General features: G+C 73.4%; 12 protein-coding genes. 7 read left to right on the top strand and 5 right to left on the bottom strand.

From position 1 onward, the window contains the following. Positions 1 to 69: 69 nt before the first annotated feature. Positions 70 to 3,060: an ATP-binding protein gene (locus tag ACGF12_RS12910; RefSeq protein WP_393028333.1), complete on the bottom strand. Its 2,991-nt coding sequence runs from the start codon at positions 3,058 to 3,060 to the stop codon at positions 70 to 72. Positions 3,061 to 3,395: 335 nt separating this feature from the next. Here ACGF12_RS12910 and ACGF12_RS12905 point away from each other — a divergent pair, with 335 nt between their 5' ends. The 3 genes from ACGF12_RS12905 to ACGF12_RS12895 all read left to right on the top strand — a co-directional run bounded on the left by ACGF12_RS12905 (position 3,396) and on the right by ACGF12_RS12895 (position 6,697). Further along, the gene (locus ACGF12_RS12905; protein WP_393028332.1) at positions 3,396 to 4,343 is read left to right on the top strand and encodes a terpene cyclase; all 948 of its coding nucleotides are present in this window, start codon (positions 3,396 to 3,398) and stop codon (positions 4,341 to 4,343) included. A gap of 283 nt (positions 4,344 to 4,626) precedes the next feature. After that, positions 4,627 to 6,150, top strand: coding sequence for an aldehyde dehydrogenase family protein (locus ACGF12_RS12900; RefSeq protein WP_393028331.1), 1,524 nt, complete (start codon positions 4,627 to 4,629; stop codon positions 6,148 to 6,150). A 223-nt stretch (positions 6,151 to 6,373) separates the two neighbouring features. Next, positions 6,374 to 6,697 (top strand): nuclear transport factor 2 family protein, encoded by a 324-nt coding sequence (locus ACGF12_RS12895; RefSeq protein WP_387615284.1) that lies wholly within the window; start codon positions 6,374 to 6,376, stop codon positions 6,695 to 6,697. A 9-nt stretch (positions 6,698 to 6,706) separates the two neighbouring features. On the opposite strand, the gene ACGF12_RS12890 is transcribed toward ACGF12_RS12895, so the two are convergent. Continuing rightward, entirely contained in the window at positions 6,707 to 7,927 is a 1,221-nt protein-coding gene (locus tag ACGF12_RS12890) for a serine hydrolase domain-containing protein (RefSeq protein ID WP_393028330.1), read from the bottom strand. Between the two features lie 100 nt (positions 7,928 to 8,027). Here ACGF12_RS12890 and ACGF12_RS12885 point away from each other — a divergent pair, with 100 nt between their 5' ends. The 3 genes from ACGF12_RS12885 (at position 8,028) to ACGF12_RS12875 (ending at position 11,571) form a co-directional block, all read left to right on the top strand. Further along, a complete protein-coding gene (locus ACGF12_RS12885; RefSeq protein ID WP_393028329.1) occupies positions 8,028 to 8,546 on the top strand; it encodes an NUDIX hydrolase in 519 nt (172 codons plus the stop codon). Between the two features lie 80 nt (positions 8,547 to 8,626). Further along, positions 8,627 to 9,577, top strand: a complete 951-nt coding sequence (locus tag ACGF12_RS12880; protein WP_393028328.1) for a TetR/AcrR family transcriptional regulator — start codon at positions 8,627 to 8,629, stop codon at positions 9,575 to 9,577. A gap of 140 nt (positions 9,578 to 9,717) precedes the next feature. Continuing rightward, on the top strand, positions 9,718 to 11,571 hold the full coding sequence (locus ACGF12_RS12875) for a hypothetical protein (protein ID WP_393028327.1): 1,854 nt from the start codon (positions 9,718 to 9,720) through the stop codon (positions 11,569 to 11,571). Between the two features lie 111 nt (positions 11,572 to 11,682). Here ACGF12_RS12875 and ACGF12_RS12870 read toward each other — a convergent pair whose 3' ends face one another. Beyond that, positions 11,683 to 12,690: a TetR/AcrR family transcriptional regulator C-terminal domain-containing protein gene (locus ACGF12_RS12870; RefSeq protein ID WP_393028364.1), complete on the bottom strand. Its 1,008-nt coding sequence runs from the start codon at positions 12,688 to 12,690 to the stop codon at positions 11,683 to 11,685. Here ACGF12_RS12870 and ACGF12_RS12865 point away from each other — a divergent pair. Then, positions 12,623 to 12,814 carry a hypothetical protein gene (locus tag ACGF12_RS12865; RefSeq protein ID WP_393028366.1) on the top strand — a complete coding sequence of 64 codons (192 nt, stop codon included), beginning with the start codon at positions 12,623 to 12,625 and terminating at the stop codon, positions 12,812 to 12,814. The genes ACGF12_RS12870 and ACGF12_RS12865 overlap by 68 nt on opposite strands. Before the next feature lie 99 nt (positions 12,815 to 12,913). On the opposite strand, the gene ACGF12_RS12860 is transcribed toward ACGF12_RS12865, so the two are convergent. Together ACGF12_RS12860 and ACGF12_RS12855 are read right to left on the bottom strand one after the other, a co-directional pair. Next, a complete protein-coding gene (locus tag ACGF12_RS12860; RefSeq protein WP_393028326.1) occupies positions 12,914 to 13,633 on the bottom strand; it encodes a spermidine synthase in 720 nt (239 codons plus the stop codon). Positions 13,634 to 13,809: 176 nt separating this feature from the next. Beyond that, positions 13,810 to 14,865 (bottom strand): YeiH family protein, encoded by a 1,056-nt coding sequence (locus ACGF12_RS12855; protein ID WP_393028325.1) that lies wholly within the window; start codon positions 14,863 to 14,865, stop codon positions 13,810 to 13,812. Positions 14,866 to 14,869: the final 4 nt, after the last annotated feature.

The following is a 14,869-nucleotide window of genomic DNA, read 5'->3' as shown; positions in this document are numbered from 1 at the left end:
CGGGGGCACTCCCACGCCTCCGCGCGCCGCCCGGGCGCCACCCGGCCGCCGCCCTCGCCCGGACCGCCGTTACTCCCCCTGTTCCTCGCGCGGCTCGGCCGGCAACCCGAGCGCCGAGGCGAGGCCGTCCGGCCCGCTGCCCGCCTTGCGGTAGACCGCGGCCAGCCGCCGGTTGACCAGGCTCAGCTGCACCCCCAGCTCATCGGCGATCCGCTGCGGCGGCACGCCCCGCGCGGCGCGCTTGGCGACGTCCCACTCGGGTCCGCTGAGCGTCTCCCGGAAGTCACGCTTCTCCAGCCGGTTGGGCCGCAGGCCGTAGTTGGCCAGCTCCCGCCGGGCCTGGTCGACCAGCTTCTCCGCCGAGCAGTGCTGGGCCAGCTCGATGCCCTGGTACAGGTACTCCTGGGCGTCCTCCAGCCGACCGACCCGGCGCAGCGCCGCACCCAGGTCGACCAACGCGACGGCGTGCTCGTACCCCGCCGGGGACTGCCCGAGGTGCTCGACGGCCTGCTCCAGCAGTTCGACCGCCTGCTCGCCGTTCTCGACCTGCGCCTGCAGCCGCAGCGCGCTGCCGATCGCCGAGGCGGTACCGAAGGCGCGCGCGTCCCGGACGGCCTTCTGGGCGTAGCCGCGGGCGCGCTCGGGCTCGTCGTCCGCGATCGCGATGGCCAGGTGCCCGGCCCAGGGCGCCCAGACGGTGTTGTGCCAGCCGCGGATCTCCAGCTGGGCGCCGGCCTCGGTGAGCGCGGCGGCCGCGCCCGCGTGGCGCTTCATCGCGATCAGCAGCTTGCCGTACAACGAGGCCGCGTCCGGCAGCACCATGGCGGTGGCGTGGTACGGCGGGTGGAAGCCGAACTCGTTGGCCAGCGTCCAGGCCTCGTCGACCCGGCCGCGGGCGATCAGGGTGTCCACCAGCACGCCCACCGCGTCCCAGGCCAGCGGCAGCTTCTGGCCGACCCGCTCGGAGATGCGGTACGCCCGGCGCAGGAAGTCCTCGGCCTCGGCGAGCAGGCCGCGACGGAAGCGGGCCAGCCCCATCAGGAAGTACGCGAAGCCCCGGTGGGCGCCGCTCCAACCGGCCACCTCGAACTGGATGATGGCGTCCGCGAAAAGCCGCTCGGCCTGGGCGATGCGGTCGTTGTAGATGTAGGTGAGGCCGAGCATCGAGGGCAGTTCGAAGCCCCAGGTGGTGTCGGTCCAGCCCAGGCCCTTGGGCAGCCGGCCGCCGTCGAGGACCTCGTCGGCGAGCGCGAGCGCCTCGGCGGAGGACTCGCCGCGCAGGGTCAGGTCCCAGGCGCGCATGGCGAGCACCGCCCGGTCGGCGGCCTCGCGGCCGGGCAGGCTCCGGCACATCTCACCCAGCCGGGCGGAGCGGCCGGGGCCGTCCTCCTCGGACTTGCGGAACGCGTGCCACATGAACGAGGCGGCCTGGAGCCGCTGCCGCCCGGCCGGCTCGACGGTCTGCTCGGCCGCCTCCTGGCAGACCAGCGCGGCCTGGCCCAGCTCGCCGCTGTGGGCGAGCACCTCGGAGAGCCGGAAGGTGGCGTCCACCCGCAGGTCCGGGCGCAGCGGCCCTTCGTCGGGGTCGAGGGCGAGCTTGAGCTGGTTGACGGTGGCGCCCGGGTCGGTGAGCAGTGCGGAGCAGCCGAGTTCGTACAGCACCTCGGCCTTGATGTCGTCGGCGGGCGGCTCGTTGAGCGCGCGGTGCAGGCAGCGCTGGGCGGCCTCGGGGGCACCGATCAGCTGGTGTTCGACGGCCGCGCGGCGCAGCTTCTTGACGATCCGGTCGTCGCCCTCGCCGGAGTGGGTCTCGACCAGGTGGCGGGAGGCGGCGAGCAGGCCGAGTCCGGCGTTCTCGATCTCGGCGGCGGCGATGCCGTGCATGCCGAGGCGGGTGGCCTCCGGCATGGTGTTGTAGATGGAGCTGGCGATCAGCGGGTGGACGAACTCCAGGTTCCCGTTGGGGGCCTGGGTGAGCACGCGCTGCTTGCGCAGCTGCTTGATGGAGTCGCGGGCGCCCTCGGTGCTCTGGGTGGAGATCCGGGTGGCGAGGTCGATCCGGATGTCGGTGCCCAGCATGGCGCAGGCCCAGGCGAAGCGCAGGGTGCTGGCGCCGAGCCGGTCCAGCCAGCTCTTGAGGGTCATCCCGGTGGCGTCGACGGCGAGTTCGCGCAGCTGCCGGGAGTTTTCCTCGACCGGTTCGAGTTCCTGCTCACGGACCTGGTCGAGCAGGCGGCCGGCCTCGAAGGGGTTGCCGTTGACGACGTTCCAGAACTCGTAGCAGAAGGCGTCCTCGGCCTTGTCCCCGAGTTCGGCGCGGATCATGTCGGTGACGGAGCTCAGGGTGAGTCGGTTGAGCTCGTGCTTGCGGGCCTTGAGTCCGAGGGTGTCCCGGCGGAGGTCCTGGGTCTCGTTGGGCCAGTCGTTCTCGTCCTCGCGGAAGGCGAAGACGAGCAGTACGGGCAGTTCGCCGGAGCGGACGGCGAACTTGGCGAGCCAGGAGAGGGATTCGGCGTCGGACCAGTGCAGGTCGTCGACGATCATCACCATCGGCGCACGGCGCGGTGCGAGCTGGGTCAGCACGTAGTCGAGGCCGTCGCGCACGCCCTGCGGGTCGAGGCGGCGGGCTCCCGCCTTGGGCTGCCTGAGGCCCATGGCCGGTCCGACGACCTCCTCCCAAGTGCCCATGACCTGACGGAACTCGTCCGCGCTCAGATCGCTGAGCACGGGCTGGAGCAGCTGGCGCAGCACGTGGTACGGCTCCTTGAACTGCCGTTCGCCGCCTCGGGCGAACAGCACGGAGGTGCCCTCGCGGAGCTTGGCGATCCGTCGGACCTCGTGCAGCAGACTGGTCTTGCCGATGCCGGGGCGGCCGGAGAAGGTGAGCAGGTCGCCGATCTCGGTGCCGCCCGCGGCGAACTCGCGGCAGAGCCGGTCGATGGCCGTCTCCACCGAGCGCACTTCGGCGTCGCGGTCGCGCAGCCTGACCCGGGGTGCGGCGCTGTCGCCGTCCCCGTCGGAACCGGTTCCCGTCCGAAGTTCGTTGCTCTGCTCGGTCACCGTCGCGCCTCCGCCTCACCCGCCAACGGCGCGGCTCGACCACTGTCCGGGGGAGCCGCTCCATCACTGTTCGTGCAGCCGAGGTTAGCGCCGTGTGCGGCTCGCCGTGCGTCATTCGCGCAGGCTGGGGCGGACGGTGAGGGTTTGGGAGACTTGCCAAGGGCAATTGCCCTATATCTCTAACGTCCGATCATTACATCAGATACCCTACGGCCCGCGAGGCGCAGATGATCTTGCACAGCGACCCTCACTGCTCGCGCCCCGCCTCGCCAACTCCCCCCACGGACAATGATCGAACCACAAGCGCCCCCACCCTCCGTTGCACCGGGAGTCCGATGTCTGACGACACCTCACTTCAGATTCCGTTCCCGTACCGCCGCAGTCCGCACGGCTCGTACGCCACCAAGCTGCACAGCGACTGGCTGATCCGCCACCCACTGCTACCCGAGGCCGACCACCCCGGCTACGCGCACTGGGAGGTGGTCGACCTCGCCGCGCTCGGCTACCCGGACGCCGGCCCGGACGAACTCGCCCTGGCGGCTGACCTGATGGGCTTCTACTTCCTCTTCGACGACCAGTTCGACGGCCCGCTCGGCCGCCGCCCCACCGAGGTCGCCCCGATCTGCGAACGCCTGATCGCCGTCCTGCACGGCGCCCGCCCCGATCCGGACTCCGCGGTCGAGACCGCCTTCGCCGACCTGTGGAGCCGCAGCGTGTGCGGCATGCCCGCCCGCTGGCAGGCCCGCGCGGCCTACAACTGGGAGTACTACTTCGCCAGTCACCCGGCCGAGGCGGCGGGCCGGATCTCCGCCCGGCCGCCGGACCGGGACGGCTACCTCGAACTCAGACGCGGCACCGCGGCGATGGAGACCATCTTCGACATGGTCGAGCGGCTCGGCCAGTTCGAGGTCCCCGCCGCCGTCCTGCATCACCCGGTGCTGCGTCAACTCCGCCAGCTGGCAGCCGACATACCCTCGCTCAGCAACGACGTGCGCTCCTTCCCGCTGGAGGCGCCGCGCGGGGACGTCAACAACCTGGTCATGATCGTCCAGCGCGAGCGCCACTGCTCGGCCGAGGAGGCCTGCTCGGCGGTCATGGCGGAGGCGCAGCTGATGGTCGATCGCTGCGCCGAGCTGCACGAGCGGCTGGCGGACGTCTACCGGGAGTTGGGCCTGTCCCGGATCGAGTGCGCGATCGCCCAGCGGTACGCGGACGGGCTGGTCACCTGGCTGGCCGGCTATCTGAGCTGGGAGGCCCGCACCGGCCGGTACCACGCGGTCTGAGGCACGTCGGGGGCGTGCGCGTCACCGAACGCGCCCTCCGCGCGCCCGGGTCGGGAACATCCGGATCGCGCACCGTCCGTACGATCCTCCGTACGGACCGTAGCCGCACCGTGCGCTCGGCGGCTATCGTGCTCGACGGCGGGCGCCCCCGGCGGGGCGCCGGCCCAACTGCGCGTCCACACCCTCCCGCCGGACCGCCCGCTGACCGGGTGGTCCGGCGCGCCGCCCACGGCCCGATCGGCGCCGGGCGGCGCCCGCCCAACGTCGCGAGGAGACAGAGATCATGACGGTCTACCAGCCCCCCGGCACGCCCGGCAGCATCGTCGCCTTCCGCTCCCGGTACGAGCACTGGATCAACGGCGGATGGACGCCCCCGGCGCGCGGCGAGTACTTCGGCGACCCGACCCCGGTCACCGGCGAGGTGTTCACCGAGGTGGCCCGAGGCACCGCCGAGGACATCGAGGCCGCCCTCGACGCGGCCCACGCCGCCGCCCCGGCCTGGGGCCGCACCTCCGCCGCCGAGCGGGCGCAGGTGCTGCTGCGGATCGCCGACCGGATGGAGGCCAACCTCGAAAAGCTGGCCGTCGCGGAGAGCTGGGAGAACGGCAAGCCGGTGCGCGAGACGCTGGCCGCCGACCTCCCGCTCGCCGTCGACCACCTGCGCTACTTCGCCGGTGCACTGCGGGCTCAGGAGGGCAGCCTCTCCCAGCTGGACGAGGACACCGTGGCGTACCACTTCCACGAGCCGCTGGGCGTGGTCGGCCAGATCATCCCGTGGAACTTCCCGATCCTGATGGCGATCTGGAAGCTGGCCCCGGCCCTGGCGGCCGGTAACGCGGTGGTGCTCAAGCCCGCCGAGCAGACCCCGGCCTCGGTGCTGCTGCTGGCCGAGCTGACCGCCGACCTGCTGCCGCCCGGCGTGGTCAACATCGTCACCGGCTTCGGCGAGGAGGCCGGCGCCCCGCTCGCCGCCAGCAAGCGGGTGCGCAAGCTCGCCTTCACCGGCGAGACCAGCACCGGCCGGCTGATCTCCCGCTCCGCCGCCGACAACCTGATCCCGGTCACCCTGGAGCTCGGCGGCAAGAGCCCCAACCTGTTCTTCGCGGACGTCGCCGCCGCCGACGACGCCTTCTACGACAAGGCCGTCGAGGGCTTCGCGATGTTCGCCCTCAACCAGGGCGAGGTCTGCACCTGCCCCAGCCGCGCGCTGATCGAAGCCCCGGTCTACGAGCGGCTGCTCGGCGACGGCCTGGCGCGGGTGCGCGCGATGCGCCAGGGCAACCCGCTGGACACCGACACCCAGATCGGTGCGCAGGCCAGCGTCGAGCAGCTGAAGAAGATCCTGTCGTACTTCGAGATCGGCCTGGCCGAGGGCGCCAAGGTCCTGGTCGGCGGCGAGCGCGCCGACCTCGGCGGCTCGCTGGCCGGCGGGTACTACGTGACGCCGACCGTCTTCGAGGGCGTCAACAGCATGCGGGTCTTCCAGGAGGAGATCTTCGGCCCGGTCGTCTCGGTCACCCGCTTCGACGGCTTCGACGAGGCCGTGGCGCTCGCCAACGACACCCAGTACGGCCTCGGCGCGGGCGTGTGGACGCGCAACATCAACACCGCCCACCGGGCCGGACGCGCCATCCAGGCGGGCCGGGTCTGGACGAACTGCTACCACGCCTACCCCGCGCACGCGGCCTTCGGCGGATACAAGAACTCCGGCATCGGCCGGGAGAACCACAAGGCGCTGCTGGAGCACTACCAGCAGACCAAGAACCTGCTGGTCAGCTACTCCCCCGACGCGGTCGGCTTCTTCTAGGCCGGGCCCGTCGGACAAGAGTGGAGCGGGAGTCCCGGTCCGGGACTCCCGCTCCACCGCCACTCCCCGTGGCGGGCCTGTCGGGGCAAATCGCCCTGTTTCAGGATCTAAGCACATGAATCCGCTGATTTTGCCGACGCGCCGCCGACATGCCCGGACGCCCCGCGCGAACGCCGTAGACAGGACTCCCCAGTCCGCTCGTTCCCGTTGGGAGTCCCGGCAGATGACCATCGCCCCCGCCAAGCTCACCGACCCCGCCGTCCGCGCCTTCGTCACCGCGGTCAACGCGGGCGACCGCGACGCCTTCTTCGCCCTGCTCACCCCGGACGCGACCATGTCCGACGACGGCTCCGAGCGCAGTCTGGCGGACTGGGCCGACCGGGAGATCTTCGGCCCGAACGGCCGGATGGACGTCCAGAGCGAGTCCACCGGCGGCCACGCGCTGATCGCCGAGTTCACCAACGACACCTGGGGCGTGATGCGCACCACCTGGCGCTTCACGGTCGAGGGCGGGAAGATCAGCCGCTTCGACACCGGCCAGGCGTAGCCGACCGCCTCAGGACAGCCCCAGGCACCCCCGCACCGCGCGGATCAGGTTGCGCGAACGGACGTCCCCGGTGACGCCCGGCTGCATGCCGTTGGTGACGTACCCGAAGCCCAGCCCGAGGTCCGGGTCGGCGAAACCCAGCGAGCCGCCCCGGCCCGGGTGGCCGAAGCTCGCCGGGGAGGCCATCGGCGCGGTCGGGCCGTGCCGCCAGAAGCCGAGGCCGAAGGTGGAGTTGACGATCAGCACCCGGTCCGGGCCGTTCACCACCGGCCCGACCGCGCGGGCCAGCACCTCCGGGCCGAGCAGCGGCGGCAGCAGTTCGCCGGAGCCGTCCGGGCGGTCCGCCGCACCGATCAGCGCCGCGTAGAACCGGGCCAGCGAACGGGCGGTGCCGATGCCGCCCGCGCCGGGGATCTCGGCGGCCTGCACCGCCGGGTCGTTCATGTTCACCCCGGGCAGCACCGAGGCGAAGGAGCGGGCGGTCAGCGAGGTCGGGTCCTGGTAGGCGTCCCGGACGGACTGCTTGGGCCGCAGCCGCAGCCCGCTCGGGCCGGTCCGGGCCGCCTCCGGGGCGGGCAGGTCGACCAGCTTGCCGACCCGGGGCGCGGCGCCGGCCGGCAGCCCGATCCACAGGTCCAGTCCGAGCGGCCGGGCGATCTCCTCGGCGAAGTACTGTCCGATCGTCCGACCGCTCACCCGCCGCACCACCTCGCCGACCAGCCAGCCGAAGGTGTACGGGTGGTAGCCGTGCGCGGTGCCCGGCTCCCAGGCGGGCGCCTGCGCCGCGACGGCGGCGACCGCGCGCTCCCAGGTCAGCACGTCCTCCAGGCGCAGCGGCACGTCCAGCGCGGGCACCCCGACCTGGTGCGACAGCAGCCAGCGCACCGGCGCCTCGCCCTTGCCGGCCGCCGCGAACTCCGGCCAGTACGAGGCCGTCGGCGCGTCCAGGTCGAGCAGGCCCCGCTCGGCCAGCAGCAGCGCGGTGGTCGCGGTCAGACCCTTGGTGACCGAACGCAGCACCTGGGCGGTGTCCGCCGTCCACGGCACCGCGGGCGCGGGCCGCCCGCCGACCTCGGGCCGGGCGTCACCGCCCCACAGATCGACCACCTTGCGGCCGCGCAGGTACAGCGCGAAGGCCGCGCCGAGCTCGCCGTACTCGGCGAAGTTCCGCGCGAAGACCGCCCGTACGGGCTCGAACCCTTCGGCCGTCTCGCCCCAGATCTCCACCACCGCGCGCCGCCCTCGGTCTGTCCGGATCCGGCCTGTCCGGATCCGCCTATTCGATCGATCCCGCGTTCGAAGCGGGCCCCGAAACCCTAACCTGTCGGACATGACCAACCCTGCCGAAGAGCTGCTGGACGTCGTCGACGAGCACGACCGGATCATCGGGACCGCACTGCGCGGGGAGGTGTACCGGCAGGGGCTCATCCACCGCTGCGTCTTCATCCTGGTCCGCGACCCGGCCGGCCGGATCTTCGTCCACCGCCGCACCGACACCAAGCTCTTCGCCCCCGGCGCGTACGACATGTTCGTCGGCGGCGTGGTCGGCTCCGGCGAGACCTACGCCGAGGCCGCCGTCCGCGAGGCCGAGGAGGAGCTCGGCGTCCACGGCATCACGCCGCGCCCGCTGTTCAAGTTCCTCTTCCGGGAGCCCGACGGCGGCAAGCTCTCCTGGTGGTGCGACATGTACGAGGCCGAGTGGGACGGTCCGGTCTCCCCGCAGGAGTCCGAGGTCGCCTGGCACGCCTGGCTCACCCCCGACGAGCTGGCCGAGCGCCTGACCCGCGACACCTTCGTCACCGACGGCCGCGAGGCCTACCGCCGCTACCTGGAGCTCCGTGCCGCCTAGGGCCTGTCCCTTGAGTCCTCGCCGGGCCCAGGAGACAGGCCCAAGGGGGCGTCTTGCGACCGCCGGATAGGGTGACGCGCATGGCCTCCCGTACGCCGTCACCGACGGCCGACCGCGCAGCACGGACCGCCGCCGCACCCGGCCGGGGGGCGGCGGGTGAGCGGCCGCGCCGCCGGCTGAGCGTGGACGAGCGGCGGGAGCAGCTGATCGCGGTGGCGCTGGAGCTGTTCAGCCGGCGTCCGCCGGAGGAGGTGTCGATCGACGACATCGCCGCCGCCGCGGGTGCCTCCCGGCCGCTGGTGTACCACTACTTCCCCGGCAAGCAGGCGCTGTACGAGGCCTCGCTGCGCCGGGCCGGACGGGAGCTGTCGGCGCGCTTCGAGGAGCCCATGGAGGGGCCGCTGTCGGATCGGCTGTACCGGGTGATGGGTCGCTACCTCGACTTCGTGCAGAGCCACGGGCCCGGCTTCGCCGCGCTGCTGCGGGGCGGCTCGGTGGCGGCCAGCGCGGGCACCTCCGCGGTGATCGACGACGTCCGCCGGGCCGCGCACGACCAGATCCTGGCCCACCTGGCGATCCCCGCGCCGAGCCCCGGGCTGCGGTTGACCGTCCGGGCCTGGATCGCCAACGCCGAGATCACCTCGCTGGAGTGGCTGGCCGACCGCTCGGTGCCGCTGGAGGAGCTGCAACTGCACCTGGTGCAGGAGTTCGTCGCCTCACTGACCCTCACCGCGGCCCGGGAGCCGGCCCTCGCCACCGAACTGGCCTCCTTCTTCGCCGACGAGCGCCCCGACGGGCCGAGCGGCCGCCTGGTCCAGGACCTCGCCGCGCTGTTCACCGTCCCCGGCATCCTCGACGCGGTCACCGCACTGGCCACCGGAGCGCCGGCCCCGGCGGGTCCAGCCTCCGCAGGCCCGGCCCCCGCAGGTCAGGCCTCCGCAGGTCAGGCCTCTGCGGCTCCGGCCTCCGCGCCGGTGGACGAACAGTCCGCGCAGGCCACGGCGGGCTCCGCCGACACCGCCGACGAATGATCATCCGGTGATCCTGCGGTTCGGTGACGACGGTGGGCTCTGATAGGAATGGGCAGGGATCTGACGGCACGCCGCCCGAGCGGGCCCGATCCCACCCGAAACCACCGACGGCAGACGGAGCAGAGCGGGGGGCTCACCAGTTGACCCAGGACGTCCAGTTCAGCGCGGAGGCCAACCCCTTCGCGGCAGCCGAGCAGGTTCTCTCGACCCTCGGCACGCTCACCGACGCCCTCTTCGACGAGCACACCTCGCGCCACCCAGTGGCCTCGCTGAGCGCCCTGCGATCGGCCGGGCACCCCGCCGCAGAGGCACTGTTCGGTCTTCCGCTGGCGCCCAACGGGCCGGTGCACGCGGCGCTCGACGGGCTCGGCACGGTGATCACCGTCGGGACGGCCCGCCCGGGCACCGGCGCCCCGGTCGCCGACCGGGTGACGACCGCGCTGCACAACCGCTACGGCGGCGGGGTGGTCCGCGGCGCCATCGCCGACCGGGGTACCACCTCGGCCGCGCTGTTCCAGCTGCCGGTCACCGGTGAGTTCGCCGATGCCAAGCTGCGCCCGCCGTTCGCCCGGGCGCTGGCCGCGCTGGCGGCCGGGCAGCAGACCCGGCAGCCGGTCGAACTGGCCACGGGCGCGGGCGCCGAGGTCCGCCTGGTCGTCCCGCCGGGCTTCCACCCGCTGACCTCCCCCGGCGGGCCCGCCGGGGTCTCGGCCCGTACGGTGCCCGCGCCGCCGGACGGCGGCGACGGTACCGACCGGGTCGCCGCGGCGGCGGCCGCCGAGCTGACCGGGCATCTGGCCGAGGTGGCCGAGGAACTGTTCAGCGCCACCGGACCGGAGCCGCGCCGCGACTTCGCGGTGATCTCCGCGACCCTGGCCGACCTGATCCAGGACGCGGGCGTCTGCTACGCGGGCCTGTGCGCGCTGGAACTGGACGGACGCGCTTCGGACGCCGCCCTGGTCGTCTCGCTCGCCCGGCACCCGCTGCCGATCACCGCGCTCGCCACCGAACTGGCCACCGTACGGCGGCACGCCGAGGTGTGGACGGTGCTGCTGCCGGCCGGACCGGCCGCCGTCCTGGTCGAGGGGCGGACCGTGCCGGTGCCCGGACCGCTGGCCGCCGACGGGCAACGGCGCTGGGTGGTCACCTCGGTCGTCCAGGCCTTCGTCCCGCTGCCGGACGGCGGGACGGTGTTGTGCGCCCAGTTGTCCACGGCGCGGCCGGAGGACTGGGAGCTGTACACGGAGGCGTTCGCGGAGCTGCTGAAGAGCATCCAGTTCGGCTGGGACGGCACGCAGGTCGGGGCGGCTGCCGCGCCCGCTCCGGCCGTGTCGGCGTCCCCGCCCGCCGTTCCGGTGGCCCCGCCGACTGCCGCTCCCACGCTGGAACAGTCGGCGGAGGAGGCCGCGGAGTCGGTGGAGTCGGTGGAGAAGCCGGTGCACCTGCGCGGCACTCCGGTGCGCATTCCGCCCGCGGACTTCAACCCCTTCGCCCCGGTGGCGGAGGAGCCGCCGGCCGAGGTCTCTGCGACGGCCACGGCCACGGCCGCTGCGGCGGACGACGAACGGCCGAAGGGCACGCCGGTGATGATCCCGCCGCCGGACTTCGATCCCTTCGGCATGATGGGCTTCACCAACGAACCCACGGCCGAGCCGGCCGCGCAGCCGGGTGGGGGTACCGCGGCTCCCGACCCGTTCGGCACGACGATCGCCTCCGAGCAGAAGGCCGACCCGTTCGGCACCACCGTCGCCGCGCAGGGCCCGGCCGTCCCGCCGCCGCCCGCGGCCCCGCCGACCATCCCGGCCCAGGCCGAGCCTGCGACGGGCACCCCGACGGCGGACGAGGCGTCGGGTCCACGCAAGGGCACCCCGGTGATGATCCCGCCGCCGGACTTCGATCCCTTCGGCATGATGGGCTTCACCAACGAACCCACGGCCGAGCCCGAGGCGGAAGCGAAGGCCGACGCGGCGCCGGAGCACCGGCCGTTCGGCTGACGGGCGGGCAGCCAACAGGCCGCGGTCGGCGACAGACAACGGCTGACAGATTTCAGATTTCAGCGAACGAAATCTGAAATCTGTTAGCTGTCAGCTGTCAGTGGTCAGCCGCTACTTGTTTCCGCTCCCGCCCCCGGTTTCGTTCCCGCCATCGCTCCCGGCCCGCCGCGCCTCGATCAGCGCCGCCACTCCGTCCAGCATCCGCGCCAGTCCGAACGCGAACAGCGCGTCCAGGCTCATGTCGATCTCCGGCCCCCGGTTCAGCGCGTCGAACATCGGGAAGCGCTCCGGATCGGACATCAGCCGGTCGTGGTCCTCGCCGGCCAGCCGGTCCATCCACTCGTCCGCGGACATCCCGCTGTCCTGCTCGGCCTGCGCCTCCCGCTCGAAGTGGACGGCCAGCCCGCAGGTGAAGGCCGCCAGCGAGACGGAGGCCTGGGCCATCTCCTCCCCGCTCAACCCCAGCCCGGCCAGTGCGGCCATCGACCGCTCGGTGTGCAGCGCCGCGTCCGGTGCGAGCACCGGCCGGGTGAAGGACATCGTGGACGCCAGCCACGGGTGCCGCCGATAGATCCGCCACTGCAGCCGCGCGACCTCCTCCAGCCCCGCCCGCCAACCCGGCGCCGATGAGTCGGGCAGCGGCTGCTCCCCGAAGACGGTGTCCAACATCAGCCGCAACAGCTCGTCCTTGCCGGGCACATGGCGGTAGAGCGACATGGTCGCGACGCCCAGTTCGGTGGCGACCCGGCGCATCGACAGCGCCGTGAGCCCCTCCGTGTCGGCCACTCGGACCGCCATCGCGACGACCCGCTCCCGGGTCAGGTCCCGCTCCCCACCCCGAGCCCGCCGAGCCACCGACGCACCCGACGCCCCCGACCCACCCGCGCCGCCTGGCGCCACACCTGCCGGCCCACCCGAAGCCCGCCCGGCCTCCCGAACCTCCGCAGGAACCGCAGGTGCGGCAGCCACAGGAGCCGTCACCACCGTCCCCACCCCCGGAACGGCCCGGACCAGCCCCTCCTCCCGCAGCCGGTTGAGCACCTTGGTCGCGGTGGCCATCGCCACCCCCCACTCCTGGGTGATCCGCCGAGTGGACGGCACCCGGGCCCCGGGCTTCAACTCCCCCGCCGCGATCCTCCGCCGTAGCTCGGCCGTGATCCGCTCCGAGGGCGTCCCGCTCTCCACCACAACCACCACCGCCCGCTCGACCACCGCACTAGTGCACCGCAGTCGCACACGCTAGCAGCCGACCAACGGCTCCCTACGGAGCCCAATCGACACGGGCCTCTTGCCAGTTGACGGTCACCGCGGACAACGGCCGCCCCCGGATGCCCGGTTCGTCTCAGCCGCCCCGCCGCGCCAGGTGCACCACATCCGGCACGCCCCGGCTGACCGGGATCTCATGCGTGGCGACGTCCGAGAAGCCCGCCGCCCGCAGCGCCTCCTCGAAGGCCACGGAGGGCTGCGCACTCCACACCGCCAGCACCCCGCCGGGCTGCAGCCGGTGCCACAGCACCGCGAGGCCGTCCGCACCGTACAACCCGTTGTTGGAGTCGGTGACGGTCCAGTCCGGACCGTTGTCGATGTCCAGGCACAGTGCGTCGTAGCGCTCGCCGTCGGCCGCCGCGAGGTACTCCAGCAGGTCGGTGTGGAGCACCGCGACCCGATCGTCCTCCAGTGCACCGCCGGAGAAGGCGCCGAGCGGGCCGTTGCGGTGCCAGTCGATGATCGCGTCCTCCCGTTCGACGATCGCGATCCGCGCCCAGCGCGGCTCGGCCACCGCGTACGCGAGCGAGAACCCGACCCCGAGCCCGCCGATCAGCACCGACGGCCCGCCCGCACGCTCCCCCGCCCCGCCCGCACGGTCCAGCTCGTCCAGCGCCGCCTGGATCAGCAGCCGCTCGGAGCGCCCGTCGACGGTGTCCATCAGGAAGCAGCCGTTGGCGATGATCTCGTAGTGCCGTCCGCGCTGCCGCAGCACCACCTCACCGAACGGCCCCTCCCGCCGGTCGAGCGTGACGACGGCCTCGTGGCCGTCCCGTTCGGGCAGTGCGGTGGTCATGCGTCCTCCTCGACGTACTCGTCAGCAGGACCGTACCGGTGCGGACGATCACCCGCCCGACAATTAACCGAGCCCGTCCGACGAGCGGGCCCGGCAAACGGGTCCGCCGCCCGCCGCCCCCAGCCCACCGGCCCCACCGGCCTCACCAAGCAGCCGACCCCGCACAGCCGCGCCCGTCAGGTCGTGAGCAGCACCCCCGCGTACGACACGCCCGCGACGACCACCCAGGACCCGAGCCCGAGCAGCGCGATCCGCCCGCCCGTGCGTGCCATGGTCGGCAGGTGCACCGCACTGCCGAGGCCGAACAACGCGGCGGCCAGCAGCAGTTCCTGCGCGTCCCCGGCCAGGTCGAGCGCCCGCTCGGGCAGCACCCCAGTGGTGCGCAGCACGATCATCGCGAGGAACCCGGCGACGAACAGCGGCATGATCGGCGGCCGGCTGCCGCTCTTCTCCCCGCCCGTAGCGGCGGCTCCGCGCGCGTTCCGCCGCACCACCACGGCCACGCCCGCGACCAGCGGCGCCAGCAGCACCACCCGCATCAGCTTGACCAGCACGGCCTCGCGCAGCGCCGCCGTCCCGCCGGTCTGCGCGGTGGCGACCACCTGCCCGACGTCGTGCACGCTCGCGCCGACCCAGCGGCCGAACTCCACCTCGCCGAGCCCCAGCGGGTGCTGGAGCAGCGGCAGCACGGCGATCGCCAGCGTCCCGCACAGGGTGACCAGCGCGACCGAGGAGGCGACGTCCTCCTCCTCGCTGCCGGCCGCCTGGCTGACCGCGCCGATCGCCGAGGCCCCGCAGATCGAGTACCCGGTGGCGACCAGCAGCGGCTGGTCCCCGGGCAGCCCGAGTTTGCGGCCGAGCCACATCGTGCCGGCGAAGGTGGCCGCGACCACCGTGAGCACCATGGCGACGGTGGCCCAGCCGAGGCCGAGCACGTCGTCCAGGCTGAGCTTGAGCCCGAGCAGCACGATCCCGAGCCGCATCAGCCGCTTCCCGGCCATGGACAGCCCCGGCCGGGCGACTCCGCGCACCACTGGGCGCAGCCCGGGCAGGTGGGCCGCCGCCATGCCGAGCACGACGGCGGCGGTGAGCTTGGGCACCGCCGGGACGACCGCGTGGACGCCCACGGCGGCGGCCACACCGGCGGCGGCGAGCAGCAGGCCGGGGGCGTCGCCGCCGAGCGGGGGGAGTGAACGGGTGCGGGTAGCCCGCTCCCGGAGGGTGAGTGCCACGCCG

It is taken from the genome of Kitasatospora sp. NPDC048296, assembly GCF_043201815.1.
Taxonomy (GTDB): Bacteria; Actinomycetota; Actinomycetes; order Streptomycetales; family Streptomycetaceae; genus Kitasatospora.
This window is presented reverse-complemented; position numbering and strand designations above follow the sequence as displayed.

What these genes read in the sequence shown, in the direction of transcription:
- ACGF12_RS12905 (WP_393028332.1), top strand. Translation starts at nt 3,396, where the DNA reads ATGTCTGACGACACCTCACTTCAGATTCCGTTCCCGTACCGCCGCAGT.
- ACGF12_RS12900 (WP_393028331.1), top strand. Translation starts at nt 4,627, where the DNA reads ATGACGGTCTACCAGCCCCCCGGCACGCCCGGCAGCATCGTCGCCTTC.
- ACGF12_RS12895 (WP_387615284.1), top strand. Translation starts at nt 6,374, where the DNA reads ATGACCATCGCCCCCGCCAAGCTCACCGACCCCGCCGTCCGCGCCTTC.
- ACGF12_RS12885 (WP_393028329.1), top strand. Translation starts at nt 8,028, where the DNA reads ATGACCAACCCTGCCGAAGAGCTGCTGGACGTCGTCGACGAGCACGAC.
- ACGF12_RS12880 (WP_393028328.1), top strand. Translation starts at nt 8,627, where the DNA reads ATGGCCTCCCGTACGCCGTCACCGACGGCCGACCGCGCAGCACGGACC.
- ACGF12_RS12860 (WP_393028326.1), bottom strand. Translation starts at nt 13,633, where the DNA reads ATGACCACCGCACTGCCCGAACGGGACGGCCACGAGGCCGTCGTCACG.